Below are 24,062 nucleotides of genomic sequence, written 5' to 3' on the forward strand. Positions count from 1 at the left end.
CGATTTCTTGAGATGTACATGCCACGGTCGTCGCAACTCCCACAGTGGGGTGTTGCGACGACCACTAGAAGCCGCCCCATAGGTGCAAGGGGGCATTGCTCTTCGGGAATCGCGGATTGGTCGTTAGCTGAACTATTGGCAATTCGTGAATATTTGTCTGAAATAACTGATACAAGTACTACTTTTGACGGGTACTGTACGAGCGTCCAGCTCCATTCCGATTTCCGCTCTGTTCGAGTGATCTCCTTCCGTGCGGTTCCCGATCCACGTCTGTTGCTAGCTGAGGAGAGTTCGTGTTGGTGAGAAGAAGTTCCGCGGTCGTGGTGGCGGCGTTGGTCGGTGGCGTGCTGGTGGCAGGTGGCGTTGCTTCGGCAGCTCCGACGTCATCTCCCGCGGTGGAGAACTCGATCGGGTTCAAGCTGGGTTGCGATGGTTATGAACATCTGGCTGTTGATATCGCGGATGTGTTTCATTCGACGGGTGTGACGGTGTCTGCGCCGGAGAAGGTGGTGGCGGGGTCGACGTTCACCTATCGGGTTCAGCCGAACGTGATGTCGGTGCCGACGGGTGGGCATGCAGGCCGCAGTGTCGGTAAGTGGACGCGGCTCAAGTACGACTTCGATATACCTGCAGGGGTGTCGTTGGTGGATGCTCAGGTCGTGGCAGGTACTTCGTCGAATTTGTCCGGTGTGACTCCGTCGGTGATTCGGATCAACGACGGCGGTTCGCCGGATGGCGCGGGTACGCATCTGCGTATTTCGGGGAACAATCAGACTGCTGACTCGAACAACAAGGGCGGTAACGGCCCGAGCACGAGCAAGAACAGTGACGGTGGAATCGAGGTAGGGGCAGGGAAGACCTTCCGGTTGCCCGCGATCGACGTGACGGTGGTTGCCGGTGCCGCGGGTAGTACGGTGCAGCCGAAGTTGCGTGCCACAGATGGTGATTCGGGTGCGTTCAATTCGCCGAAGAATGCGTTCACGTTCTTGCAGTACGAGACCCTTTGGCCGGGGTACTGGGAGCGCTACAACTGCTCTCCGCGCGATTCGAGTGGTGGTGGGTTGAATGCGGGTGGTCAGGCATTGGCCACCGTCAACGTCGTCTCGCAGGCGGGGACCGCGACTGCAGTGACATCCGGCGCGGCTGCAACGGTCGGTCAGTCGACCGATTTGGTTGCGCAGGTCTCCCCGGCACCGACAGGCGGCACCGTTCAGTTCAAGGATGGCGGAACTGACATTGGCGCCCCGGTGGCCGTCGTCAATGGCGTTGCCACACTGCCACATACATTCACCGCAGCGGGAGATCACTCCATCACCGCTGTATACGACGGTGTTCTCGAGTTTCTGACATCCACGTCACCAGCACGCACAGTGAGCGTGGCCGCTGCCGATGTACAGACGACTGCGTCGTTGACAGTCCCGAGTAGTGCCGTCGAGCAGACCTCGGTCGCGCTGACCGCAAACATCTCACCGGCAGCTAACGGCGGAACGGTCCAGTTCAAGGACGGTGGCATCGACATCGGCGGACCCATCGCGGTGACTGGCGGAGCGGCGACCCTGGATCACACGTTCACCACGACGGGATCGCACTCGATCACTGCGGTCTACTCAGGTACTGCAGGTTTTGGTGGTTCGACCGCGCAAGCTCAGACCATCGAGATCTCGAGCTCATCGCTGAGTACGACTACAACGCTTCAAGTTCCGGCTACGGCGGTTACGGGTACTGCTGTTGATCTGACGGCGACGGTGGCTCCGAACAATGCGGTGGGTTCGGTGCAGTTCAAGTCGAACGGCACTGCGATCGGTTCACCGGTTGCAGTTGCGTCAGGTGTCGCGATGCTGTCGCATGCATTCGATACTGCTGGTGCACAAAGTGTTACGGCTGACTTCACCGCCGGTGCTGGCTTTGTGAGCTCGTCGGCGTCGGCTCAGACGGTGACGGTGTCGGATCCGGCTCCGGTGGATGTGGTGACCACGACGTCACTCTCGGTTCCCGCGACGGCGGTCACGGGTACGGCCGTAGATCTGACCGCTACCGTCGCTCCGAACAACGCTGTCGGCACGGTGCAGTTCAAGTCGAACGGCACTTCAATCGGTTCACCGGTTGCAGTTGCGTCGGGTGTTGCGACATTGAGCCATACGTTCGATACTGCTGGTGCTCAGAGTGTTACGGCTGACTTCACCGCCGGTGCTGGCTTTGTGAGTTCGTCGGCGCCTGCTCAGACGGTGACGGTGTCTGATCCGGCTCCGGTGGATGTCCAGACCATGACCTCACTCTCGGTTCCGGCGACTGCCGTCACGGGTACGGTTGTTGATCTGACCGCGACTGTTGCTCCGAACAACGCTGTGGGTTCGGTGCAGTTCAAGTCGAATGGCACTGCGATCGGCTCGCCGGTGACAGTCTCCGCGGGTGTCGCGACGCTGTCGCATGCATTCGATACTGCTGGTGCACAAAGTGTTACGGCTGACTTCACTGCCGGTGCAGGGTTTGTGAGTTCGTCGGCGTCGGCTCGCACGGTGACGGTCTCTGATCCGGCTCCGGTGGATGTCGAGACGACGACGTCGCTCTCGGTTCCCGCGACGGCGGTTACGGGTACGGCGGTTGATCTCACCGCGACGGTTGCTCCGAACAATGCGGTGGGTTCGGTGCAGTTCAAGTCGAACGGCACGGCAATCGGTGCACCGGTGACGGTGTCCGGTGGTACCGCGACCCTCTCGCATTCCTTCGATGCCGCTGGCGCGCAGAGCATTACCGCGAATTTCACCGCTGGTGCCGGATTCAAAAACTCGGTTGCGAGTGCGAAGTCAGTTCAGGTCAGTGTTGCCGACCAGGAATCCGTCGTCGAACTGAATATTCCGACCGACGCCAAAACTGGTGTGGCGACCGACTTGTGGGCAACCGTCCGAACGTCGTCGGATGATGCTGTCGGCGTCGGAACCGTGCAGTTCTACGACGGTGGCGTCGCGATCGGCGGTCCTGAAGCGGTTACGGCCGGCGCTGCGGGCCTGACGCATTCGTTTACCTCTGCGGGTGCGCACAGCATCACTGCGGTCTATTCGGGAGGAGCCGGTGTAGTCGGATCCTCGGCCCAGGCGCGGACGGTGAATGTAACGGACCCTGCGCCTTCGGATGTCACCACGGAGACTGTGGTGACGGCGCCTGCCGATGCTGTGGTGAACAAGTCGGTGACGCTGTCGGCGACTGTCAGTTCGGTGCAGAACGGTGGAACGGTGCAGTTCATGGATGGGGATACTCCGATCGGTGACGCTGTTGCAGTGGTCAACGGGATCGCGGCGCTGAACCACACCTTCACCACAACCGGCACGCATTCGATCTCGGCAATCTACAGCGGGGCAACCGGATTCACAGGATCCACCTCGACGGCCCACGCAATTCAGATCAAGGCTGCAACCGGCGGTGGCACGGGCAGCCTCGGTTCAGGAAGCGCTGGCTCGAGCGATTTCCTTCCGTTCGGTTCCTGACCGAAGCAGTTCAGGTCGCGGCCCCGAGGCAATATCCCTCGGGGCCGATCGACAGGGTGAACTGCATCGAGCGCGAGTTACCGGTTCCGTCGCTGACGGGCAGGGTGACACGGACGTAGTCGCCGCGAACCGGAGTGACTGTTGCAGCGTCGGCGTCGAAAGACTTGATACCGGCCAGCTGATTCGGATCGAGCTTGAGAGGCGGCTGGCCGGTTGCGCCGGTGCCGTCCGGATCCCACGGGCTGTTGCCGGGGCAGATCAGTGGATAGAACGTCTCGACGTCGCGGGTATTGACCGGCCGTCCCGTGGCGCGTGAGAGAAACCTGACGACGGCGTGGGAAGCGTCGGCCGCGGTGTAGAAGTTTGATTGCCCCGCAGGGAAGACGAACGGGCACGCATAGCCGGAAGCGATCTCCGAGCGCTTGGCGGCGACGGAGAGTCCGCCGCCGCTCCAGGTGACCGCGTACTGGCCGTCGACGCCTGGTGCGGCGATGGCCGTCAAGATGGCGGGAACATCCGAGTATCGGTCGGCGATCGTTGTGGGCGGCATCGTCCAGCATGCGTTCGTGAGCGCGTCCACGTCCAAGGACACCAGGTCCGTTGCCCAAGCTGCCAAGGCCGGCGCAGCAGCCGGATTGCCGGGCACGTCACCAACCGGAGGTGGCGCGACCGGCGCAGCGGGCGCAATTGTCGTCGTGGGTGCGAGAGTGGTTGTCGTCGTGGTTTCAGTCGTCGGCGGAGACGGTTCGTCCGTCAGGATTCCCGTCCGTCCGTCGTCCTCACATGCGGTTATCGCCAACGTCATGGCGAGTGCGACTGCCCCCACTGCCGCTCGTCCTGCCGACTTCATTCGTTCGTACGCCCCTTTTGCGACATTCTGACCAACATCCACCCCAGAACTGCTGCGGGTCAGATCACGGATTCCCGTCTACGCTAGCGAACTGTGGATCCCGTTTACAGAACAGTCATCGGCATCGCCCGTACCGTCTTCGCTTTCGAGGGCCTGAAGTTCTCCGTCAAGGGAGAGCAGAACATCCCGGCGTCCGGTGGCGCCGTGATCGCGATCAACCACACCGGGTACATGGACTTCACGTATGCGGGACTGCCGGCACGGACCCCGAAGCGCTACATCCGGTTCATGGCCAAGAAAGAGGTCTTCGACAACAAGATCTCCGGACCGATCATGCGGGCCCTCAAGCACATCCCGGTCGACCGCGGCGCGGGCGCCGACTCCTACAAGGCGGCCGTAGATTTCCTGAAGCGCGGCGAATTGGTGGGCGTGTACCCCGAAGCCACGATCAGTCGGAGCTTCGAGATCAAGGAATTCAAGTCCGGCGCCGCCCGGATGGCGATCGAGGCGGGCGTCCCGATCGTTCCCGTCGTCATCTGGGGCGCTCAGCGCGTGTGGACGAAGGGTTATCCGAAGCGTTTGGGCCGCACCAACACTCCCATCTCCATTGCCGTCGGCGAGCCGATTGCACCTTTCGAGCCGGCGAGTGAGCTGACGGCGAAGCTGCGGTCGACGATGCAGGAGTTGCTGCTCGATCTGCAGAAGAGCTACGACCATCCCGCCGGCGAGTACTGGGTGCCGGCCCGCCTCGGTGGCAGCGCGCCGACGCTCGAGCAGGCCGACAAGATGGATGCCGATGAGGCCGAGGCGAAAGCCAAGGCTCGCGAGGCGCGGAAGTCCGAAGGCTGACCCATGCCCTTCGAACCCGTTTACACCGCCGTCGAGGTAGTCGCGCGTGGTCTGAGCGGTTTCCAGGGCGTGAAAGTCACCCGCACCGGGACGGAACACGTCCCGGTGTCCGGCGGTGCCGTCATCGCGATCAACCACACGAGTTACCTCGATTTCATACCGGCGGCCCTGGCGGTCGGCACCGCGAAACGCAAGCTCAGAGTGATGGCCAAGGCTGAGCTGGCGGACAACAAGGTCCTCGGCTTCCTCATGCGTGGATGCGGCGTCATCGAAGTGGACCGCTCCGCCGGAGCGCAGGCGTATCGAGCCGGAGTCGACGCCCTCAAGCGTGGCGAATTGGTGGGCGTCTACCCGGAAGCGACGATCAGCCGGAGCTTCGAGATCAAGGAAATGAAATCCGGAGCAGCTCGGATGGCCATCGACGCCGGCGTGCCGATAATTCCGCTGATCGTCTGGGGCGCCCAGCGGATCGTCACCAAGGACGGACCGAAAAATCTGGGCCGCAATCATTTCCCGATCTCGGTGGAGGTGGGTGCACCGATCGATCCGGTCGAGCCCGCCGAAGCGCTGAGCGAGATCCTGCGCATCGAGATGGATGCGATCCTGCGCCACGTTCAGGACGGGTTCGTGCACGAGCCCGGGGCGTACTGGGTGCCTCGTCGACTCGGCGGTGGCGCACCGACGCCGGAAGAAGCCGCGGCCATGGACGCACAGGAACGCGCGAAGCGGGCGCGCTGAGCGAGACCGTCGTACCGGGCAGGCACAATGGCGGTGTGAGCCCAGACCGTCGTATCAGCCCTGACCGCCCAACCTTGGTTGCGACCGATGTCGACGGCACCCTCATCGATCACGACGAGTTGGTCAGTGCCCGCACCCGCGCCGCCGTGCATGCCGTCGTCGAATCCGGCACGCCGTTCCTGCTGGCAACCGGGCGTCCTCCGCGATGGATTTCGCCCGTCGTCGAGGGCTTGGGATACGCGCCACTCGCCGTCTGCGCCAATGGAGGCGTTGTCTACGACAGCTACGCCGACCGCGTCCTCAGCGCCGCGACCTTGTCGGTCGACGCACTCACCGAACTCTCCGAGCTGGCACTGGTTGCACTCCCGGGTGCAGGTTTGGCCGCGGAACGAGTAGGGGAGAGCGCACATGACGCCGCCACCCCACAATTCGTCAGCTCACCGGACTACGAACATGCCTGGCTCAACCCGGACAACACCGAGATGTCCGAGGACGAAGTGCTTGCGGCGCCGGCCGTCAAACTCCTGATTCGCCGTCCAGGCATGACCAGCACGGCGATGTACGACACGCTCGCCCCGCACGTCGGTGCGCTCGCCGACATGACGTACTCCACCGAGAACGGACTGATCGAACTCTCGGCGCCGGGCATCACGAAGGCGTCGGGCCTGGTTGCTGCCGCGGAGAGGTTCGGCTTCGACCTGTCGGGTCTGGTGGCCTTCGGAGACATGCCCAACGACATCCCGATGCTGGGGATGGCTCGACTCGGCGTCGCCATGGGCAACGCTCACCCCGAAGCCAAAGCCGCAGCCGACGAGGTCACCGACACCAATTCGGCACACGGGGTCGCAAAAGTCCTCGAGCGCTGGTGGTCGTAGAACCCACCAGCGCCCGAGGACGTGTACTGCTCGAGTGTCAGCCGACAGGCGCGCTGTTGGCCATTTCCTGGGCAAAGGTCTCGTTGTAGGTCTTGAGGACCTTCGTGACCATGCCGGTGATCTGGTTGAAGATCAGCGAACCGTTCTCGAAGTCACTGCGCAGGCCGTCCGGGATCGAGTACTCGTCCGAGATCGGCAATCCCAGTTCACCCGCGTCGGAACCGAAACTCTGCCACGACTTGAAGATCTCGCCGAGCACGGTGAACACTCCGCCGTTCGGCGAGGTGTAGACAGCGCCGTTCTGGAACAGCGCACCCTGGTTGCCGAGCTTCGCCTGCAGAATTCCGGACAGTGCCTGGCCGAGGCGTCCGATCTCGCCACCTTCGGCGATCCACTTCTGCGCGAGCGGTGAATTGTCGGTGATCTGCAGAATCTGGGTGACCAGATCCGGGATCGACGAACCGGTGCCACCGGTGACCGTGTCGACCGGAGTGGTCGGCTTGGGCGCAGGCGTCGACGGATTGGAAGGGTTCGAGGGGTTCAACGTTCCCCCGATGTTCGCGGCCGCGATGTTCCGGATGTCGTTCATGTGTGCGTATGCGGCATCACCCGGGCACGCGGTGTTTCCGACGTCGCGGTGGGCGAAGATGATCGGCAGATCGACTGCTGCGCCCTGCGGGTACGGCGTGAACTCGGTGCCCTCGGAGTACATCGTCGTTCGGCCCTTGGGATCGAGTCCGGCCATGCCGAGCTTCCAACCGAGGAACTTGCCGACGGCGTTGAGCGTCGCCTGCGAAGGCTCGACGGTGGAGTAGTCGCCCATCATCGCGATACCGGTGGTGTTCTCGTTGAATCCACCCGCATGTGCACCCTGAACTGCCTTGTCGAGTCCGCCTGCGCGGCCTTCGAAGGTCTGACCGTACTTGTCGACGAGGACGTTGTATCCGACGTCGCACCAGCCGAGCGTCTGTGCGTGGTAGGCATAGATCGAGCGGACGATGCCGGCCGATTCGGCCTTCGTGTAGTTGTTGCTACCTGCGGTGTGGTGAACGGTCGCGCCACCGATGAAGTCGTCGTAGGTGGGGGAGTCGCAGCGAAGTGACTCGTCTGCTCCCCACTGAGCACGGGTGATGACGGACGGTCCGCTGCCGCCGAGCGGCGCTGCGACGGCCTGCAGATTGCTGTCTGCCTCGCTGGCACCCGGGTCGATCAACACGGCGGTGACGGCATCTGCTGCCGTCGTCACCTGGCGAAGCGGCTTGGACACCGAAGCGGGTGTGTACCCGAGTTCGCCGGTGGCTGCGGGTGCTTCAGCGGGGGCAGCTTCCGGAGCGGGCGCGGGGGCAGCTTCCGGAGCCGGGGCCGGCACAACCTCGGCTGCGGGAGCAGCGGCACCCTGCGGCGTGAGGATCTGGATGGACTTGGTGGCGCCGACGAAGACCGGTTCGGTGGCGGTACCGGCGTTGGTGGCCTGATCCGAGCTGGCGGAGTCGATGGCGTCAGGGGTGAACCACGGGCCCCAGGTGCCGTCTTCGGCCAGGGCGCGGACCTTGGACTGCGCCGAGGCGATGGTGTCCGAGGTCAACGCGACCATGCTGAACGGAGTGTCGCGGGTGACTTCCTTGACCACGGCACCTGGCTCTTCCTCGGAAGGAACCGGAGCGGTTTCGGTCGGGGCGCCGGGAGCAGCGGGTGCCGGGAACAGCTCGGTCGGCAGCGTGATCCCGGGAGGTAGCGGGATTTCGGTCGGGAGCTTGAGGTTTCTCAGATCACCGAGGTTGATGTCGGGGAGATCGAGACCGGTCAGCTCCTTGACCGGAATGATGATGTCGGGCACCGACGCGAGGAGCACCTCTGCGATCTGGGTCGGCACTGCTACTGACGTCGTCTCGTTCGCGGAACGTACATCGGACGTAGTGCTCGTGAAGCCGTAGACCGCAAAAGGACTTGCGACAGCCACTGCGGCTACAGCCCCGAGTACGAGCGAGGGCTTCGGTCGACGGTGTGGCAAGGGATTACTCCTCGGTTGTAGTTACTTGCGAGCGAACTTCAGGGCCGATGACGGCCGTGAACGGAATCCTTCAAAACCGGATCCGAGCAGGTCGGATGCCATGTTCTGGGGTTGAACTCCAGTTTTCGGACGCGTACGTCTGCAACTCGTGATGCTGATGTGACTCGTGTGACTGGTGTTGCTAACTCCAAACACTCTTGCCACACTAGTCACAAAAGTCCATAACGCTCAACCTTAGGGTGAGACTTTAGTTAAATCGTTGTGGACTGGCCTGCGCGCGAAGTACCGACTTCGCGGACTCGTGAGGCCGGTAGCGATGAGGAGAGCATTGATGGCGAGAAGCGGAAGAAGCGGAACTGCAGGTAAGAAGCCTGTGTCCGGTCGCGCAGGTCGCTTTCTGGTGGGCGGACCCGGGAGGCGAACCTCGCTGATGCGGATCTCGGTCCTCGGTCTCGTTCCGGCTCTTGCGCTCGGCGTCGCGATCGGAGGTTTCACGCAAATCCGCGCTGACGAGCCGTCGATCCTGCACGCCGTCGCTGCCGACACGCAATTCACGCTCTCCGGGCACGGCAACGGACATGGCCGTGGAATGGGCCAGTGGGGCGCTTACGGCTACGCCAAGAACGACGGCTGGTCCGGCGAGCGAATCCTCAGTCACTACTACGGGGGAACCGTCCTGGACTCGATGCCGCCTGCCCAGATGAGTGTGCGGCTCACGGCCCAGGACAACTCGACGCTCGACGTCTACTCCGACGCCGGCCTCGTGGTCAACGGTCAGCGCACCGCGCCCGGCGAGGCTGCCCATCTCACTGCACTGCCCGGTGGCGGTGCGCAGGTAGTGGTCACCAGCGGGTGTGGTGGCGGGGTTGTCTGGGAAGCGGTCACCGACCATCCGTGGGTGGACCCGGTGGACCTCGGTCCTGATCGACCCGCCGACCAGTTCCTGAAGCTGTGCAACAACGACGCGCCCTATCGAGGCGCCCTCGGCGTAGTGCTCGACAACGGCTCGGCTCGGACAGTCAATCTCCTCGACATGGAGGACTACCTGCTCGGCGTGGTGCCGGTCGAAGCGAAGGCCGAATGGGCCGATTCCGGTGGGGCCGAAGCGCTACGGGCGCAAGCCGTGGCAGCACGCTCGTACGCTGCGACCGAGCATCGCAGCTCGTACGCCGACACCTGCGACACTCAGGACTGCCAGGTCTACGGCGGAGCGGGCAAGGAAGATCCCCGCACCACCGAAGCCGTCCGGTCCACCGCCGGCGCCGTTCTGTCGCGTGACGGCAAGATCGTTGCCACCGAATTCTCCTCGTCCACAGGAGGTTACAGCTCCGGCGGTGAATTCCCGGCCGTCGAGGATCTCGGTGACGCCCTTTCTCCGAATCATGACTGGACAGTGAATCTGACCGCAGGGCAGATTGCGGACGCCTTCGATGTGGGTGAGCTGCAATCGCTCAAGATTCTCTCGCGCAACGGATTCGGTACCGACGGCGGGCGAGTGACGGCAGTCGAGGTAGTCGGAACAAATGCAACTGTTGGCGCCACCGGAATTCAGTTCCGCCAGAAACTCGGCCTGAAATCCGACTGGTTCACCATCGGTGACGGTGCGGGTGTGGTAGTGGCACCGGATTCGGAATCGACAGTGCCGGAATCCAATTCGCCATCCGACGATCCATCGGGTACGGTTACGGAGACGCAGATCGAGAAGAAGTATCGGGAGCTCGGCGGTGAAAGCGGCTCTCTCGGTGCTCCTGCCGGCCCGGAGATGCAGTTGCCCTCCGAAGCAGGCACTTTCCGTGTCTACGAAAACGGAACCATCATCTGGACAAAGGTTTTGGGCGCGCAGGTAGTTGATGCCAACGTGCTCCGCGAGTGGATACCGACGGGCGGAAGCTAGGGGAAGGTCGGTCGGTACCGACTCGCACGTATCGACTCTGAAGGGTCTCTGCCGTAACCCGGCGGAGGCCCTTCAGGTCGTTCAGGGTTCGTTGGTTGTCGGTCAGATGGTCGGGGCGTCGCCGAGCAGGCGGTACTCGAGCCACAACTCCGCACGTTCCGTGGGGGAGCCGAGGTCGAGCTGGAGAAGGCTCTCGATCCGAGCGAGTCTGCTGCGCAACGTATGCCGATGAATATTCAGCGCTGTGGCTGCGGCGTCGCCCACCCCGTTGTGTGCCAACCACATGGCCAAGGTCCGGTAGAGATCGCTACCGCCCTTCGCTTCCAGAAGCGGGCGCAAGTGTGCCGCCGCGAATGCCGTCGAGCGATCCTGGTCGAGAAATGCGGACAATCCGCTCTCCGAGAGTTCGGCGAACCGCATCGAAGGCAGGTTGCGGGCACCCGCCTCGGCTGCTGCTTGCGCGGCTTGGCGTCTGGCGCGCGAGAGATCGTCCCACCACAGCATGTCCGACACGCCGACGGTGACGTCGATTTCGTTGACACGGGCGAGGATTCGCCCGCTGTCGGTAGCCGAGACGACGGCAATCAGTGCACCGTCGGTGATGCCGAACGCCAGATCGCGGCTGAGACCATCGAGCAGTGAGACGGACACGCTCTCGAGCAGGCCACTCGGGCCCGCTACGTGGAAGACCTGGAAAGGCTCGACCGGAAATCCTCCCCACAGTTCCCCGGAGATGTTGCGGGCGAGCGCATTCTGTCCCTCGAACAGCTGATGCATCGCAACGGTACGAAGGTGGTTCATCGTCAGCTGTGCGTCTCGGGTTCGAGCCGTCATCAACGTGAGCAGAGACGCGGCTGCGATGACGATGCCCTGATTCAGTGAACCGACGGCGCCGGGGCAGCCGGCGACGAGGTACCCCATCAGCTTTCCCCTCGACGTCAGCAGCGGATGGGAGATGACGTCCTCGTTCTCACTCGTGAGGAAACTGACTTCCATCGGGCGGGCGTCGCGCTCGGGGGCAGTTCGCTCGATTCCGGCGGCCGCGGCGGTGTGTGAGATCTCGACGGTATGTCCGGCCGAGTCCAGCAGAGCCGCCCATCCGCCGATCAATTCCGCCACCCGTCGTACGACTGCCCGGGTGCCGTTGACCGTCACCGCAGCTTGAAGCAGTCGCCGCAGGCTCTGGTAATTGCTGCGCAGCGCTTTCATGTCGTCGTCGGATTGCGCCTTCGACACCGCTTTGGTCAGGGCGATGAAAGGTGTTCGCAATGGGACGTCGAGAAGGGGCACACTGAAACGGGTGGCCGCATCCACCAGAGTCTGTGGCGCCTGCTCGTATCCGAGGCCGGTTCCGAAACCGATTCCGGCAATTCCGGCCGCCACCAGGGTCCGTACGAATCGGGTCGTTTCCGCGGCCGTCGTCGGTAGTGACACCCCGGTGATGAGTAGTAGTTCACCGCCGTCGAGGAAGGGCGTCGGGTCGGGAATTTCGGAGACATGTGCCCAGGTCAGGGTGCGATCGAGCTGGTCGTGCCCAGCCAGGACGCGAAGGCCGAACTGTTCGGTCGCACAAAGCTGGCGGAGCGTGATGGGCATGAGTCCAGTCTGACACCTCGAACTCGCCACTTTGTAGTGCCTGCGGTCACGTTTGTACAAAGTGGAGCCTGACGCGAGCTTGCCGAAGGTCCGACACTGGCGCTATCGAAAATGCGCTCCGGATAGAGCGCCACCGAGATCCACGTCCCGAACAGCCCACAAGGAGTACTGATGTCCAGTACAGACCAGCCGGCACTTCAGCACACGCTGAAGAAGCGGCATCTGTCGATGATTGCGATCGCAGGCGTCATCGGCGCCGGACTGTTCGTCGGCTCCGGTGTGGCGATCCAGGAGACGGGACCCGGTGTCCTGATTTCCTACGCGCTTGCCGGCGTAGTCGTCATCCTCGTGATGCGCATGCTCGGTGAGATGTCGGCAGCGTCGCCGGAAACCGGCTCGTTCTCCTCGTACGCCGACAAGGCCATCGGCCGCTGGGCGGGCTTCTCGATCGGCTGGCTGTACGCCTGGTTCTGGATCATCGTGCTCGGGATCGAGGCCACCGCCGGTGCCCTCATCATGAATCGCTGGGTCCCCGGCGTTCCCCAGTGGACCTGGGCATTGATTCTGATGATCGTGCTGACGCTGACCAACATCATCTCGGTCAAGTCGTTCGGCGAGTTCGAGTTCTGGTTCGCCTCCATCAAGGTCGTCGCCATCATCGCGTTCCTCGGCATGGGCATCGTGGCGATCTGCGGATGGATGCCCGGCGTCGAAGCACCCGGAATGACAAACCTGACCGGTCACGGCGGCTTCCTGCCGAACGGAACAGGAGCGATGCTCGCCGCAGTCCTTGTGGTCGTGTTCTCGTTCTTCGGGGCCGAAATCGCCACCATCGCCGCCGGTGAATCGGCCAACCCGCTCGAAGCTGTTCGCGCAGCCGTCAAATCCGTCGTCTGGCGAATTCTCATCTTCTACATCGGCTCGATCGCAGTGGTCGTCACCCTGCTTCCCTGGGACAGCGCGTCGGTTGCACTCAGCCCGTACGTCGCCGTCATGGACTCCTACGGCATTCCGGCCGCGGGCAACATCATGGACGTCGTCGTCCTCACGTCGGTTCTGTCCTGCCTCAACTCCGGTCTCTACACCGCGAGCCGCATGATCTTCTCCCTCGCCGGCCGCGGCGACGCCCCCAAGTCGCTCTCACGTATCGAGAAGACCGGCGTCCCGATGCGCGCTGTCCTGGTCTCGACGATCGTCGGCTTCCTGACCGTCGGCATGAACTACCTCTCCCCGGACAAGGTCTTCCTGTTCCTGGTCAACTCCTCCGGTGCGATCGCGCTGTTCGTCTGGCTGGTCATCTCGGTGTCCCAGCTGCGCACCCGCCGCAAGCTCGAAGCTTCGGGCCAGGAGCTGGAACTCAAGATGTGGTTCTTCCCGTACCTGACCTACGCCACGATCGCCGCCATCATCGCGCTCTGCATCGGCATGCTCACCCTGGACTCGACGCGCAGCCAGATGATCGTGTCCCTGGGACTTGCAGCGATCCTCGTGGGTATCGGGCTCTACCGCTACCGGAACCACAAAGACACCGACGCCGACGCCGAGGTCGTGCCCGTCGCCGAGAGCGCTCCCACACCCTGACACCAACGTCCCCATCTGCGAGATACTTCGATGTCCTAGTATCGGCCACGGACAGAGAAATCGACGTGAGCACAGCAGATGGGGACAATCATGACCACACCCGAACCGATCGTCATCGTCGACGGGGCCAGGACCCCCGTCGGTAGCTTCGGCGGCGTCTTCAAGGACGTACCCGCACACGAGCTGGGCGCCGCAGCAGCCAAGGCCGCGCTGAGCCGCGCCGGCGTTGCGCCCGAAGACATCGACGAGGTCGTCATGGGCTGCATCGGCCAGGTCGGCCCGGACGCCTACAACGCACGCCGCGTCGGCATCGCCGCCGGACTGCCCGAGAACGTCCCCGCCTACACCGTCAACCGTCTCTGTGGCAGCGGCCTGCAGGCTGTGTGGTCTGCGGCGATGCAGATGCGATGGGGCGCAGCTGCCATCACGCTCGCCGGCGGTGACGAGAGCATGTCTCGCATGCCCTTCTACGACTTCGCCGCCCGCTCGGGCTACAAGCTCGGCGATCGCAGCCTCGTCGACGGCACCGTCGCGATGCTCACCGACCCGTTCAGCAAGGCTCACATGGGCCGCACTGCCGAAGCCGTCGCCCGTAAGTACGGCGTCAGTCGCGAGCAGCAGGACGAGTTCGCGGTCGAATCTCAGCGCCGCGCCGCTACCGACGCAGCGAAGGCGGCATTCGCCGAGGAAATCACTCCCGTCGAGACCGGTGGTCGGCGCTCCGTCACCGTCACCGAGGACGAGCATCCCAAGCCCGGAACCACCGTCGAAACCCTCGCCAAGCTGCGCCCCGCATTCGAAGAGGGCGGATCCGTCACCGCCGGTAACGCGTCGGGCATCAACGACGGCGCCGGCGCACTCGTCCTCGCGACGGGCACCGAGGCAGCCAAGCGCGGTCTCACCGGACTGGTCACGCTCGAAACCGTCACGACGGCAGCCATGGAGCCCGGCCTGATGGGCTACGCTCCCGTGCTCGCTCTCGAAAAGCTCTTTGCGCAAACAGGATTGAAGCCTTCCGACATCGGCACCGCCGAGGTCAACGAGGCGTTCGCTTCGCAGGCCATCGCCGTCATCCGTGACAGTGGCCTGGATCCGGAGAAGACCAACCCGTACGGCGGAGCGATCGCCCTCGGACACCCGGTCGGCGCCACCGGAGCCATCCTGACCCTGCGTGCGGCCCGCGACATGGTCCGCCGCGACCTCGAATTCGGCATCGTCACCATGTGCATCGGCGGCGGTCAGGCACTCGCTGCCCTGCTGAAGCGGGTCTGATCATGGCGACCAAGCGCAAGCCGTCGTGGCACGACGACGAGATCACCGCAGTAGCCGAACTGGCCCGTGGTTTCTTCGATCGTGAACTGATCGCCAAGCGTGAGCAGTGGGACGCTCAGCATCGCGTCGACCGGTCCGTGTGGCTCGAAGCCGGCAAGCTCGGCCTGCTGTGCTGCTCGATTCCCGAGGAATACGGCGGGGGCGGTGGAACTTTCGCGCACGATCTCGCTGTCTTCGAGGCGCAGGGCTACTGCGGTGACTATGCGCTCGGTAACTCCGTGCACAGTGGCATCGTCGCCCACTACGTGCTCGAGTACGGAAGCGAAGAGCAGAAGAAGGCCTGGCTGCCAGGTATGGCAACGGGCGAAATCCTCGGCGCCATCGGAATGACCGAGCCAGGAACAGGTTCCGACCTCAAGGCAATCACCACGTCCGCGATCCGTGACGGTGACCACTACGTCGTGAACGGGTCGAAGACCTTCATCACCAATGGTGGCAGCGCAGACATGATCGTGCTTGCCGTCAAGACCGACCCCAAGGCGGGCGCCAAGGGTGTCTCGCTCCTGATCGTGGATCTTCGTGACTGCGAAGGCTTTGCGGTCGGCCGCGTGCTCGACAAGGTCGGTCAGCACGGCGCAGATACGTCGGAGCTGTCCTTCACCGACGTTCGCGTTCCCGTCTCGAACCTCCTCGGTGAGTCCGAGGGGCTCGGCTTCGGTCAGTTGATGGCGCAACTGGTGCAGGAACGCCTCATCATCGGCGCGCAGGCCATCGGCACCATCGAGCGTGCAGTCGAGGAGACCGTCGCATACACCAAGGCGCGTCAAGCGTTCGGGCACAGCCTCTTCGAGTTCCAGAACACCGCCTTCGAGCTGGCCGAGTGCCAGACGATCGCACGCACCTGCCGTGTCTTCCTCGACAACTGCATCGAGGATCACCTCAACGGCGAGCTGGACGGCGCAGACGCCGCGATGGTCAAGTACTGGCTCACCGAGCAGCAATGCGCCGTCGTCGACCGGTGCGTGCAGCTCTACGGCGGATACGGCTACATGCGTGAATACCCGATCGCGCGCATGTACGAGGACTCCCGCGTCCAGAAGATCTACGCCGGCGCCAACGAAGTGATGAAGGGCATCATCGCGAAGAGTCTTTGATCACCGGCGTCGAAAACCATTGACACCGACCAGGCACCCACCGAGCATTTCGGTGGGTGCCTTTGTGTGTGCCCACAAGCGGTATCGAGCTGTTCGGAAGGCAAACACTGATGAGCTTCACCATCGACGTCGGGTCGGCACGCGTCACCCAACTGACAGAGCTGGCGCACTGGCCGTTTCCGCCGCGAGAGCTCTTTCCCCAGGCGAGTGAGGCCGAGATCAGTGAAGCGTCGGCGCGGCTGACACCGGAGTTCTTCGACGAGGGTAGTGGTGACCTCGTGCTTGCCATCCACACCTACCTGGTGGAGATCGGCGGCAAGGCCGTCGTCGTCGACACCGGCAACGGAAACAGCAAGCACCGGCCGAACCTCTTGCCGCATCACATGTTCGGCACCGACTACCTCTCACGCTTCGCAGCCACCGGTGTGTCCGTCGACGACGTCGATCTGGTGGTCAGCACACATCTGCACCCTGACCACTGTGGCTGGAACACCGCCCTCGACGCCGAAACCTGGCGGCCTACCTTCCCCCGCGCGACCTACATTTTCGATCGCACCGAACTGGCCGCGCTCGAACAACTCGCCGCCGACGGTCCACACCAAGGAGTGGTCTCGGATCTGGCGCAGACCTTCGAGGACAGCGTCCGTCCCGTTCTGGACGGGGCGAAGTGGGAGGCGGTCGACGACGGCCACGTCCTGGCCGAGTCCGAAGGCACACGCGTCGTCGTGCGCAGCGCGCCCGGCCACACGCCGGGTCACATCGTGATCGAGATCCGCACTGCCGACGGCGGCGCCGTCATCTCCGGCGATGTGATCCACCATCCGATCCAGTTTCTGTACCCGGACCTCAGTCAGGGCGGCGACGCGGATCCGGAGATCGCGAGGGTCACCCGCCGCGAACTTCTCGAACGCTGCGCGTCGGAGGGACTGCTTCTACTTCCCGCGCACTTTCCGGTCGACGAACCGATCGTGATCGGATTCGATTCGAGCGGTGCACCGAGTGCTTCCGGTCTGATCGGTCTCGCAGCGTCCTGACTTGCCGCATCGGCCCTGGTGACGCATCCAACCCTCGGCTTCCGAACAGGTCCGATACCCTGGTTCATCGTGACCGCTGCAAATTCAGAGACCGTCCGTGCCCAGTACGACCTGATCGTCGTCGGTTCGGGATTCTTCGGGCTGACCATCGCCGAGCGTGCCGCTACCCAGCTGGGTAAGCGCGTGCTGGTGTTGGATCGCCGTCACCACCTTGGGGGGAACGCATACTCGGAGGCTGAGCCGGAGACCGGCATCGAGGTCCACAAGTACGGTGCCCACCTGTTCCACACCTCCAACAAGAAGGTCTGGGACTACGTCACTCAGTTCACGGAGTTCACGAACTACCAGCACCGCGTCTTTGCGCTGCACAAGGGGCAGGCGTATCAGTTCCCGATGGGACTCGGTCTCGTGTCGCAGTTCTTTGGTCGGTACTTCACTCCCGAAGAAGCACGCGCCCTCATCGCCGAACAGTCCAGCGAGATCGATTCGAAGGACGCCTCCAACCTCGAAGAGAAGGCGATCTCCCTGATCGGGCGCCCGCTCTACGAAGCATTTGTGCGTGACTACACGGCTAAGCAGTGGCAGACCGACCCCACCGAGTTGCCCGCGGCGAACATCAGCCGCCTGCCGGTCCGCTACAACTTCGACAATCGCTACTTCAACGACACGTACGAGGGCCTGCCCGTCGACGGATATACGGCGTGGCTCGAGAACATGGCGAAGGATCCGAAGATCGAGGTCCGCCTCGACACCGATTACTTCGACGTCCGCGACGAACTGCGTACCGCCAGCCCCGACGCACCCGTCATCTACACGGGCCCGCTCGACCGCTACTTCGACTACTCCGAAGGTGCACTGGGATGGCGCACCCTCGATTTCGAGACCGAGGTTCTGCCCACCGGAGACTTCCAGGGCACCCCGGTCATGAACTACAACGACGCCGACGTGCCGTTCACCCGAATCCACGAGTTCCGTCACTTCCATCCGGAGCGCGAGTACCCGACCGACAAGACCGTCATCATGCGTGAGTTCTCACGTGCAGCGGAGGCGAAGGACGAGCCGTACTACCCGATCAACACTCCGGAGGATCGTGAGAAGCTCTCCGCGTACCGCTCACGCGCCAAGAAGGAGACCGCGGAGAACAAGGTCCTCTTCGGTGGGCGTCTCGGCACCTACCAGTACCTGGACATGCACATGGCGATCGCCAGCGCGCTGACGATGTTCGAGAACACCCTGCGCCCGCATCTCGAAACGGGTGCGGAATTGGCAGGGGAGAGCGAATGAACGCACGTCATCTACTCGAAGGCGAAGATGCCGTCACCGGCGACGAGGTGACCTACCTCGGCAAGTCCCTGCTCTCTCGGATCATCCTTCCCCGCGCCGGCGAACCTCTCGACGTCCGCACGCTGTACTTGGAGGAAGCTTCGACCAACAGTCGTCGGGCTCACTCCACCTCGAGGACGTCCGTCGCGCTCGGTGCCGAGACCGAGGTCTCGTTCGCCACGTACTTCAACGCGTTCCCCGCCAGCTACTGGCGTCGATGGTCCATCCTGAAATCTGTGGTCCTTCGACTCGAACTGTCCGGACACGGCCGCGTGGATGTCTACCGTTCCAAGGCGGACTCCTCGCGAATTCACGTGGAAGGCAAGGAATTTGCCGACGGTGATGCCGCGGTCGAACTCGAGGTGGAGTTGGCACCGTTCGAGGACGGCGGCTGGATCTGGTTCGACATCACCACCGATACGGCCGTAGTCGTCGAGAGCGGCGGCTGGTACGCGCCCGTCGAGGCTCCCGGCGAAGCGACGGTCGCCGTTGGTATTCCGACGTTCAATCGCCCGACCGACGCTGTCAAGGCGCTGGCTGCGTTGTCCTCGGATCCGCTGGTGTCGGACGTGATCAAGGCCGTCATCATGCCGGATCAGGGCACCCGCAAGGTGCGTGACGAGCCCGGGTTCGCCGAAGCTGCTGCAGCACTTGGTGATCGGCTCGCCATTCACGATCAGGGCAACCTCGGTGGCTCCGGCGGATACAGCCGAATCATGTACGAGGCACTCAAGACCACGCAGTGCCAGCACATCCTGTTCATGGACGACGACATCGAGATCGAACCCGACTCGATCCTTCGTGCGCTTGCTTTCTCGCGCTTCGCGAAGTCGCCGATGCTGGTGGGTGGGCAGATGCTCAACCTGCAGGAACGTAGCCACCTTCACGTGATGGGTGAAGTGGTCAACCGCGGGATCTTCATGTGGTCTGCCGCGCCGAACGTCGAATACGACCACGACTTCTCCAAGAATTCGCTGCGAGATTCGAAACTGCTGCACCGTCGCATCGACGTCGACTTCAACGGTTGGTGGATGTGCATGATCCCGCGCCAGGTCGCGGAAGAGCTCAAGCAGCCGCTGCCACTGTTCATCAAGTGGGACGACTGCGAATACGGTTTGCGCGCAAAGGAAGCCGGATACCCGACCGTCACGTTGCCTGGTGCCGCGATCTGGCACATGGCGTGGAGCGACAAGGACGACGCCATCGACTGGCAGGCGTACTTCCACCTCCGTAACCGTCTGGTGGTGGCCGCGCTCCACATGCCGGGCAACGGCCGCGGCCTTGTCGTCAACACGGTGAAGGCGACTCTCAAGCACCTGCTGTGCCTCGAGTACTCCACCGTCGCGATCCAGAACAAGGCCATCGCGGACTTCCTCGCCGGACCGGAACACGTCGCGAACATGCTGCCCACCGCACTCGGTGAGGTTCACGCCCAGCGCAAGGAGTACCCCGACGCCGTCGTGGTGCCCTCGGCAACCGCACTACCGCTGCCCTCCGGCGCCGAAGTCGGGGACGTCAGCGCGCCGACCAACCCCGTCGCGAAGATCGTCCGCGTCGGCAAGGCCGTGGTACACAACCTCAAGCCCGCGCACCCCGAGCATCACGAGCGTCCTCAGCTCAACGTGCCGACCATCGACGCCAGGTGGTATCTGCTCTCGCAGGTCGACGGGGTCACCGTCACCACCGCCGACGGTCGTGGCGTCGTCTACCGCAAGCGCAACCCCAAGCAGGCACTTGAACTGCTCAAGGAAGCCATGCGTTTGCGCCGCGAACTCGCCGCACGTTTCCCCGAGCTCAAGAAGCAGTACCAGGACGCCGTTCCTTCACTGACCAGCACGGAAAGGTGGGAACGTGTCTTCGGCATCTCCTGAAGTACAGATTCTGGCCGGGATTCAGTCGACCGTCGGGCAGCTGCCGGGAGCCGTCAAGGTCGCCCGCGGTATGTCTCACTTCGGTGAGCACTCCCTCGGGTGGATCGCGATCGCTGCCGTCGGAGCTGCTGTGGACAAGCCGCGTCGACGGGAATGGGCCGGAGCAGCCGTCGGAGCATTCGGTGCACACGCCGCCTCCGTGGTGATCAAACGAGTGGTCAGGCGCAAGCGACCTTCCGATCCTTCGGTGCAGGTCAACGTCTCGACACCGAGCAAGCTCAGCTTCCCGTCATCACACGCGACGTCGACGACGGCGGCGGCTGTGCTGATCGGTCGGCTCACCGGGCTACCCTTACCGGCGTTGCTGGTGCCCCCGATGATGCTCTCGCGTCTGGTCCTGGGAGTTCACTACCCGACCGACGTACTCGCCGGAGCGGCACTGGGAGCCGCATCCGCGGCGGTAGTTCGCCGGGTCGAAGAAGCCAGAGCCGAACAGAAATGTGGAGATAAATGAGCGAGGAACCGCCTACGGTCAGCGGACCCCCGAAGTCCCTGCCCGCCGGCATCGTCAAGGCGCTTCGCCCACGTCAGTGGGTCAAGAACGTCCTTGTGCTGGCAGCGCCCATCGCGGCCGGAACCGCCACCGAAGCCGACGTGCTGTTGCCCGTCGCGCTGGCGTTCGTCGTGTTCTGTATGGCGGCATCAGGCATCTATCTCGTCAACGACGCGATGGATGTCGAAGCCGACCGTGCTCACCCCACGAAGCGATTCCGTCCCATCGCGGCCGGCGTTCTACCCGTCAACATCGCCTACGGCATGGCAGTCGTGCTGCTTGCCGGTGCGATCGGGCTGTCCTTCCTGGCCAACTGGCAACTCGCCGTGGTCATGGGCGTGTACATCGTCATCCAGCTCGCCTACTGCTTCGGTCTCAAGCATCAGGCCGTCATCGACATCTGCATCGTCTCGTCCGGCTTCCTGCTTCGAGCGATCGCCGGTGGCGTTGCCGCCGAGATCGATCTCTCGCAGTGGTTCCTGCTGATGATGGCGTTCGGCTCACTCTTCATGGCGGCAGGCAAGCGCTACGCCGAACTGCAGTTGGCCGAGAAGACCGGCGCCAAGATCCGTAAGTCCCTCGAGAGCTACACGATGACGTACCTGCGTTTCGTGTGGACGATGGCAGCGACGACGCTGGTCCTCTGCTACGGACTGTGGGCGTTCCAACAGGACGCCATCAAGGGCACCAACTGGTACGCCATCTCGATGGTGCCGTTCACCATCGCGGTGCTGCGATACGCGGTGGACGTCGACGGCGGCGAAGCCGGAGAGCCTGAGGAGATCGCGCTCGGTGACCGGGTGCTGCAACTCCTCGCGATTGCGTGGATCGGAGTAGTGGGTGTCGCTGTCTACCTCGTCTGAGCCACGCACCGAGGCCGACCCGCACGTCGACACTGCGGCGAATCGCACCACCCTCAGTCGAGGAGTTTTTCTCGGCGGGGTGGTGCTTGCTGCTGCCCTCATGTTCTGGGGTGCGTGGGAGCGTCGCTGGATCGCCGACGACGGACTCATCGTCTTGCGAACCGTCCGCAACCTGCTCGCGGGGAACGGCCCGGTCTTCAACGCGGGTGAGCGTGTCGAGGCGAACACGAGTACCGCGTGGACGTACATCGTCTACGCGTTCAGTTGGCTCACGCAGATCCGTCTCGAATACGTTGTTCTGACGATCGCGCTCGTACTCTCGACTGCTGCCGTCGTGTTGGCGATGCTCGGCACCGGTCGTCTGTACCGCGGCGTTCGGCCGTCGGCGGGCGGAACGATCCTGCTGATACCGGCAGGTGTTCTCGTCTACATCGCGGTTCCGCCTGCGCGAGATTTCGCCACTTCCGGGCTCGAGACATGCTTGGTGATCTTCTGGATCGCGCTCCTGTGGGTACTGCTCGTTAGGTGGGCGCAGGCGTCGACGCCGTCCACGGCGTCGATCCTGACTCTCTCGTTCGTGGCCGGACTCGGACCACTGGTTCGACCCGAGATGGCGATTCCCGGTGCTGCCGCGTTGATGATGATCGTTCTCTCCGCAGGCCTGACCTGGAAGATTCGCACACTGATCGTCGTCGTCGCCGGACTTGTCCCGGTGGGCTATCAGATCTGGCGAATGGGCTATTACGCCTTGCCGTACCCGAACACCGCGGTGTCGAAGGACGCCGGTGGCGCGAAGTGGGCGCAGGGTTTTGCGTACCTGTGGAACCTGGTCGGGCCGTACCTGCTCTGGTTGCCGTTGCTGTTCCTGCTCATCGGTGCGCTGCTGCTCGTGTGGCGAAGCCGAGCGGACACACCTACCGCTACCGCAGATCAACCCGCACGCCCGCTGTGGCAGCGCTTTCAGCAGTTTCTGCGCACGCCGCGGGCGATTGTCACCTTCATTCTCGGCAGTGGGCTGATCCTCGGGATCTACTCTCTGCGCGTCGGCGGCGACTTCATGCACGGCCGCGTCCTGTTGCCGGTGCTGTTCTGCCTGCTCATCCCGGTGGCGGTCATTCCGTTGCGGGTGCCGGCGCGGGCAGCGTTCGGAAGTAATCGCGACACCGCGATCTTCGGAGTCTCGGCGGTGCTGTGGATCGGCACGATCATCTGGGCCTTCTTCGCCGCGAACACGACGGGTATGCCCGAAGGATCCGTGGTGGGTCGCTCGGGAATCGTCGACGAGCGAGCGTTCTACGCACTCAACACCGGTCACAAGCATCCGATCCTGGCCGAGGACTACCTCGACTATCCGCGAATGCGTGCCATGGTCGAGACCATCGCGCGGACTCCGGAGGGTGGGCTGCTGCTGCCGTCCGCGAGCTACGACTCCTGGTTCGTCGTCCCACCACCCGGACCGATCGAAGAGCCGGCCGAGCACGTCGTCTTCTTCCTCAACCTCGGAATGACGAGCATGAACGTCGGCCTCGACGTTCGGGTGCTCGATCAGATGGGGCTGGCGTACCCCCTGGCAGCTCACACCGAGCGACTCGAGGACGGCCGGATCGGGCACGACAAGAATCTCTATCCGGACTGGGTGGTCGCGGACACGGGAATGATCGACGTTCGACCGTGGCTGCCGTTCTTCCTCGACGAAGACTGGGTTGCGGACGCAAAGCTGGCCATCACCTGCCCGGAAACGCAGGAGCTGCTCACGTCGTACCGCTCCGAGCTGACCTGGGCCAGATTCAAACAGAACTTCCAGCAGGCATTCGACTTCGCGAAGTACCGATTCGACCGGGTTCCGGCCTACGAATTGGAACGCTGCGGTCTCGTTCCACCGGAGTCACCCAGGTGATGTGATCAGCATCACCGACTGTTGAGGGTTTGAATATTTCGATTCAGTAACACCGAATTGATTGGCCACGATGTACTCGAAGACGATTCACCTAACCTGAATCACCCCCGAGGGGTGATGACGGTGTTGCTCGCGGATTGGGACGTAACGGTCCACCTATTTGTCACAGCTGAACCTGTGACATAAAGTCCAGCGAGCGCAGTGTGACTTGGAAGAGGT

Annotated in this window: 17 protein-coding genes; 14 read left to right on the forward strand and 3 right to left on the reverse strand. The window is 63.4% G+C overall.

All coding sequences use genetic code 11. The annotated features are described in order from the left end of the window. The first annotated feature begins 299 nt into the window (after window positions 1-299). A complete protein-coding gene (locus V3587_RS27725; RefSeq protein WP_283377509.1) occupies window positions 300-3,482 on the forward strand; it encodes a beta strand repeat-containing protein in 3,183 nt (1,060 codons plus the stop codon). A 10-nt stretch (window positions 3,483-3,492) separates the two neighbouring features. Here V3587_RS27725 and V3587_RS27730 read toward each other — a convergent pair whose 3' ends face one another. Then, window positions 3,493-4,332: a hypothetical protein gene (locus tag V3587_RS27730; RefSeq protein WP_042921235.1), complete on the reverse strand. Its 840-nt coding sequence runs from the start codon at window positions 4,330-4,332 to the stop codon at window positions 3,493-3,495. Window positions 4,333-4,425: 93 nt separating this feature from the next. Here V3587_RS27730 and V3587_RS27735 point away from each other — a divergent pair, with 93 nt between their 5' ends. Genes V3587_RS27735 through V3587_RS27745 form a run of 3 tightly spaced genes read left to right on the forward strand, consistent with a single transcriptional unit; the run spans window position 4,426 to window position 6,794 of the window. Next, the gene (locus V3587_RS27735) at window positions 4,426-5,181 is read left to right on the forward strand and encodes a lysophospholipid acyltransferase family protein (RefSeq protein ID WP_042921233.1); all 756 of its coding nucleotides are present in this window, start codon (window positions 4,426-4,428) and stop codon (window positions 5,179-5,181) included. 3 nt (window positions 5,182-5,184) lie between these two features. Next, window positions 5,185-5,919 (forward strand): lysophospholipid acyltransferase family protein, encoded by a 735-nt coding sequence (locus V3587_RS27740; protein WP_283377508.1) that lies wholly within the window; start codon window positions 5,185-5,187, stop codon window positions 5,917-5,919. A gap of 53 nt (window positions 5,920-5,972) precedes the next feature. Beyond that, window positions 5,973-6,794: an HAD family hydrolase gene (locus V3587_RS27745; protein ID WP_283377511.1), complete on the forward strand. Its 822-nt coding sequence runs from the start codon at window positions 5,973-5,975 to the stop codon at window positions 6,792-6,794. Window positions 6,795-6,831: 37 nt separating this feature from the next. Here the strand turns inward: V3587_RS27745 and V3587_RS27750 are convergent, their stop codons facing one another. Next, window positions 6,832-8,805 carry an N-acetylmuramoyl-L-alanine amidase gene (locus V3587_RS27750; RefSeq protein WP_064073596.1) on the reverse strand — a complete coding sequence of 658 codons (1,974 nt, stop codon included), beginning with the start codon at window positions 8,803-8,805 and terminating at the stop codon, window positions 6,832-6,834. Window positions 8,806-9,136: 331 nt separating this feature from the next. On the opposite strand from V3587_RS27750, the gene V3587_RS27755 reads away from it, so the two are divergent. Next, on the forward strand, window positions 9,137-10,699 hold the full coding sequence (locus tag V3587_RS27755) for a SpoIID/LytB domain-containing protein (protein WP_054827106.1): 1,563 nt from the start codon (window positions 9,137-9,139) through the stop codon (window positions 10,697-10,699). Between the two features lie 102 nt (window positions 10,700-10,801). Here the strand turns inward: V3587_RS27755 and V3587_RS27760 are convergent, their stop codons facing one another. Next, complete coding sequence (locus V3587_RS27760) at window positions 10,802-12,295, reverse strand: PucR family transcriptional regulator (protein ID WP_283377507.1); 1,494 nt, start codon at window positions 12,293-12,295, stop codon at window positions 10,802-10,804. A gap of 171 nt (window positions 12,296-12,466) precedes the next feature. On the opposite strand from V3587_RS27760, the gene V3587_RS27765 reads away from it, so the two are divergent. The 9 genes from V3587_RS27765 (at window position 12,467) to zomB (ending at window position 23,843) form a co-directional block, all read left to right on the forward strand. Next, window positions 12,467-13,876: an amino acid permease gene (locus V3587_RS27765; RefSeq protein ID WP_064442963.1), complete on the forward strand. Its 1,410-nt coding sequence runs from the start codon at window positions 12,467-12,469 to the stop codon at window positions 13,874-13,876. 90 nt (window positions 13,877-13,966) lie between these two features. Beyond that, window positions 13,967-15,148, forward strand: a complete 1,182-nt coding sequence (locus V3587_RS27770; protein ID WP_007731825.1) for a thiolase family protein — start codon at window positions 13,967-13,969, stop codon at window positions 15,146-15,148. A gap of 2 nt (window positions 15,149-15,150) precedes the next feature. Continuing rightward, window positions 15,151-16,302: an acyl-CoA dehydrogenase family protein gene (locus tag V3587_RS27775; protein WP_007731824.1), complete on the forward strand. Its 1,152-nt coding sequence runs from the start codon at window positions 15,151-15,153 to the stop codon at window positions 16,300-16,302. Between the two features lie 110 nt (window positions 16,303-16,412). After that, a complete protein-coding gene (locus tag V3587_RS27780) occupies window positions 16,413-17,336 on the forward strand; it encodes an MBL fold metallo-hydrolase (protein WP_161121230.1) in 924 nt (307 codons plus the stop codon). A gap of 69 nt (window positions 17,337-17,405) precedes the next feature. Further along, window positions 17,406-18,620: a UDP-galactopyranose mutase gene (glf, locus tag V3587_RS27785; RefSeq protein WP_003943925.1), complete on the forward strand. Its 1,215-nt coding sequence runs from the start codon at window positions 17,406-17,408 to the stop codon at window positions 18,618-18,620. Further along, window positions 18,617-20,530, forward strand: coding sequence for a glycosyltransferase (locus V3587_RS27790; protein ID WP_003943981.1), 1,914 nt, complete (start codon window positions 18,617-18,619; stop codon window positions 20,528-20,530). Before glf ends, V3587_RS27790 begins: the two co-directional genes overlap by 4 nt. Continuing rightward, window positions 20,511-21,044, forward strand: coding sequence for a phosphatase PAP2 family protein (locus V3587_RS27795; protein ID WP_003943893.1), 534 nt, complete (start codon window positions 20,511-20,513; stop codon window positions 21,042-21,044). Before V3587_RS27790 ends, V3587_RS27795 begins: the two co-directional genes overlap by 20 nt. Next, on the forward strand, window positions 21,041-21,946 hold the full coding sequence (locus V3587_RS27800; protein ID WP_283377506.1) for a decaprenyl-phosphate phosphoribosyltransferase: 906 nt from the start codon (window positions 21,041-21,043) through the stop codon (window positions 21,944-21,946). The genes V3587_RS27795 and V3587_RS27800 overlap by 4 nt, the downstream gene beginning before the upstream one ends. Further along, complete coding sequence (zomB, locus tag V3587_RS27805; protein WP_161121231.1) at window positions 21,924-23,843, forward strand: flagellar motor control protein ZomB; 1,920 nt, start codon at window positions 21,924-21,926, stop codon at window positions 23,841-23,843. The genes V3587_RS27800 and zomB overlap by 23 nt, the downstream gene beginning before the upstream one ends. Window positions 23,844-24,062 lie beyond the last annotated feature (219 nt).

Origin of the sequence: Rhodococcus sp. IEGM 1306, from assembly GCF_036541985.1 — a bacterium.
In the GTDB taxonomy this organism is placed as follows: domain Bacteria; phylum Actinomycetota; class Actinomycetes; order Mycobacteriales; family Mycobacteriaceae; genus Rhodococcus_F; species Rhodococcus_F qingshengii.

What these genes read in the sequence shown, in the direction of transcription:
- V3587_RS27775 (WP_007731824.1), top strand. Translation starts at nt 15,151, where the DNA reads ATGGCGACCAAGCGCAAGCCGTCGTGGCACGACGACGAGATCACCGCA.
- V3587_RS27755 (WP_054827106.1), top strand. Translation starts at nt 9,137, where the DNA reads ATGGCGAGAAGCGGAAGAAGCGGAACTGCAGGTAAGAAGCCTGTGTCC.
- V3587_RS27770 (WP_007731825.1), top strand. Translation starts at nt 13,967, where the DNA reads ATGACCACACCCGAACCGATCGTCATCGTCGACGGGGCCAGGACCCCC.
- V3587_RS27740 (WP_283377508.1), top strand. Translation starts at nt 5,185, where the DNA reads ATGCCCTTCGAACCCGTTTACACCGCCGTCGAGGTAGTCGCGCGTGGT.
- V3587_RS27780 (WP_161121230.1), top strand. Translation starts at nt 16,413, where the DNA reads ATGAGCTTCACCATCGACGTCGGGTCGGCACGCGTCACCCAACTGACA.
- V3587_RS27730 (WP_042921235.1), bottom strand. Translation starts at nt 4,332, where the DNA reads ATGAAGTCGGCAGGACGAGCGGCAGTGGGGGCAGTCGCACTCGCCATG.
- V3587_RS27790 (WP_003943981.1), top strand. Translation starts at nt 18,617, where the DNA reads ATGAACGCACGTCATCTACTCGAAGGCGAAGATGCCGTCACCGGCGAC.
- V3587_RS27760 (WP_283377507.1), bottom strand. Translation starts at nt 12,295, where the DNA reads ATGCCCATCACGCTCCGCCAGCTTTGTGCGACCGAACAGTTCGGCCTT.
- V3587_RS27800 (WP_283377506.1), top strand. Translation starts at nt 21,041, where the DNA reads ATGAGCGAGGAACCGCCTACGGTCAGCGGACCCCCGAAGTCCCTGCCC.
- V3587_RS27765 (WP_064442963.1), top strand. Translation starts at nt 12,467, where the DNA reads ATGTCCAGTACAGACCAGCCGGCACTTCAGCACACGCTGAAGAAGCGG.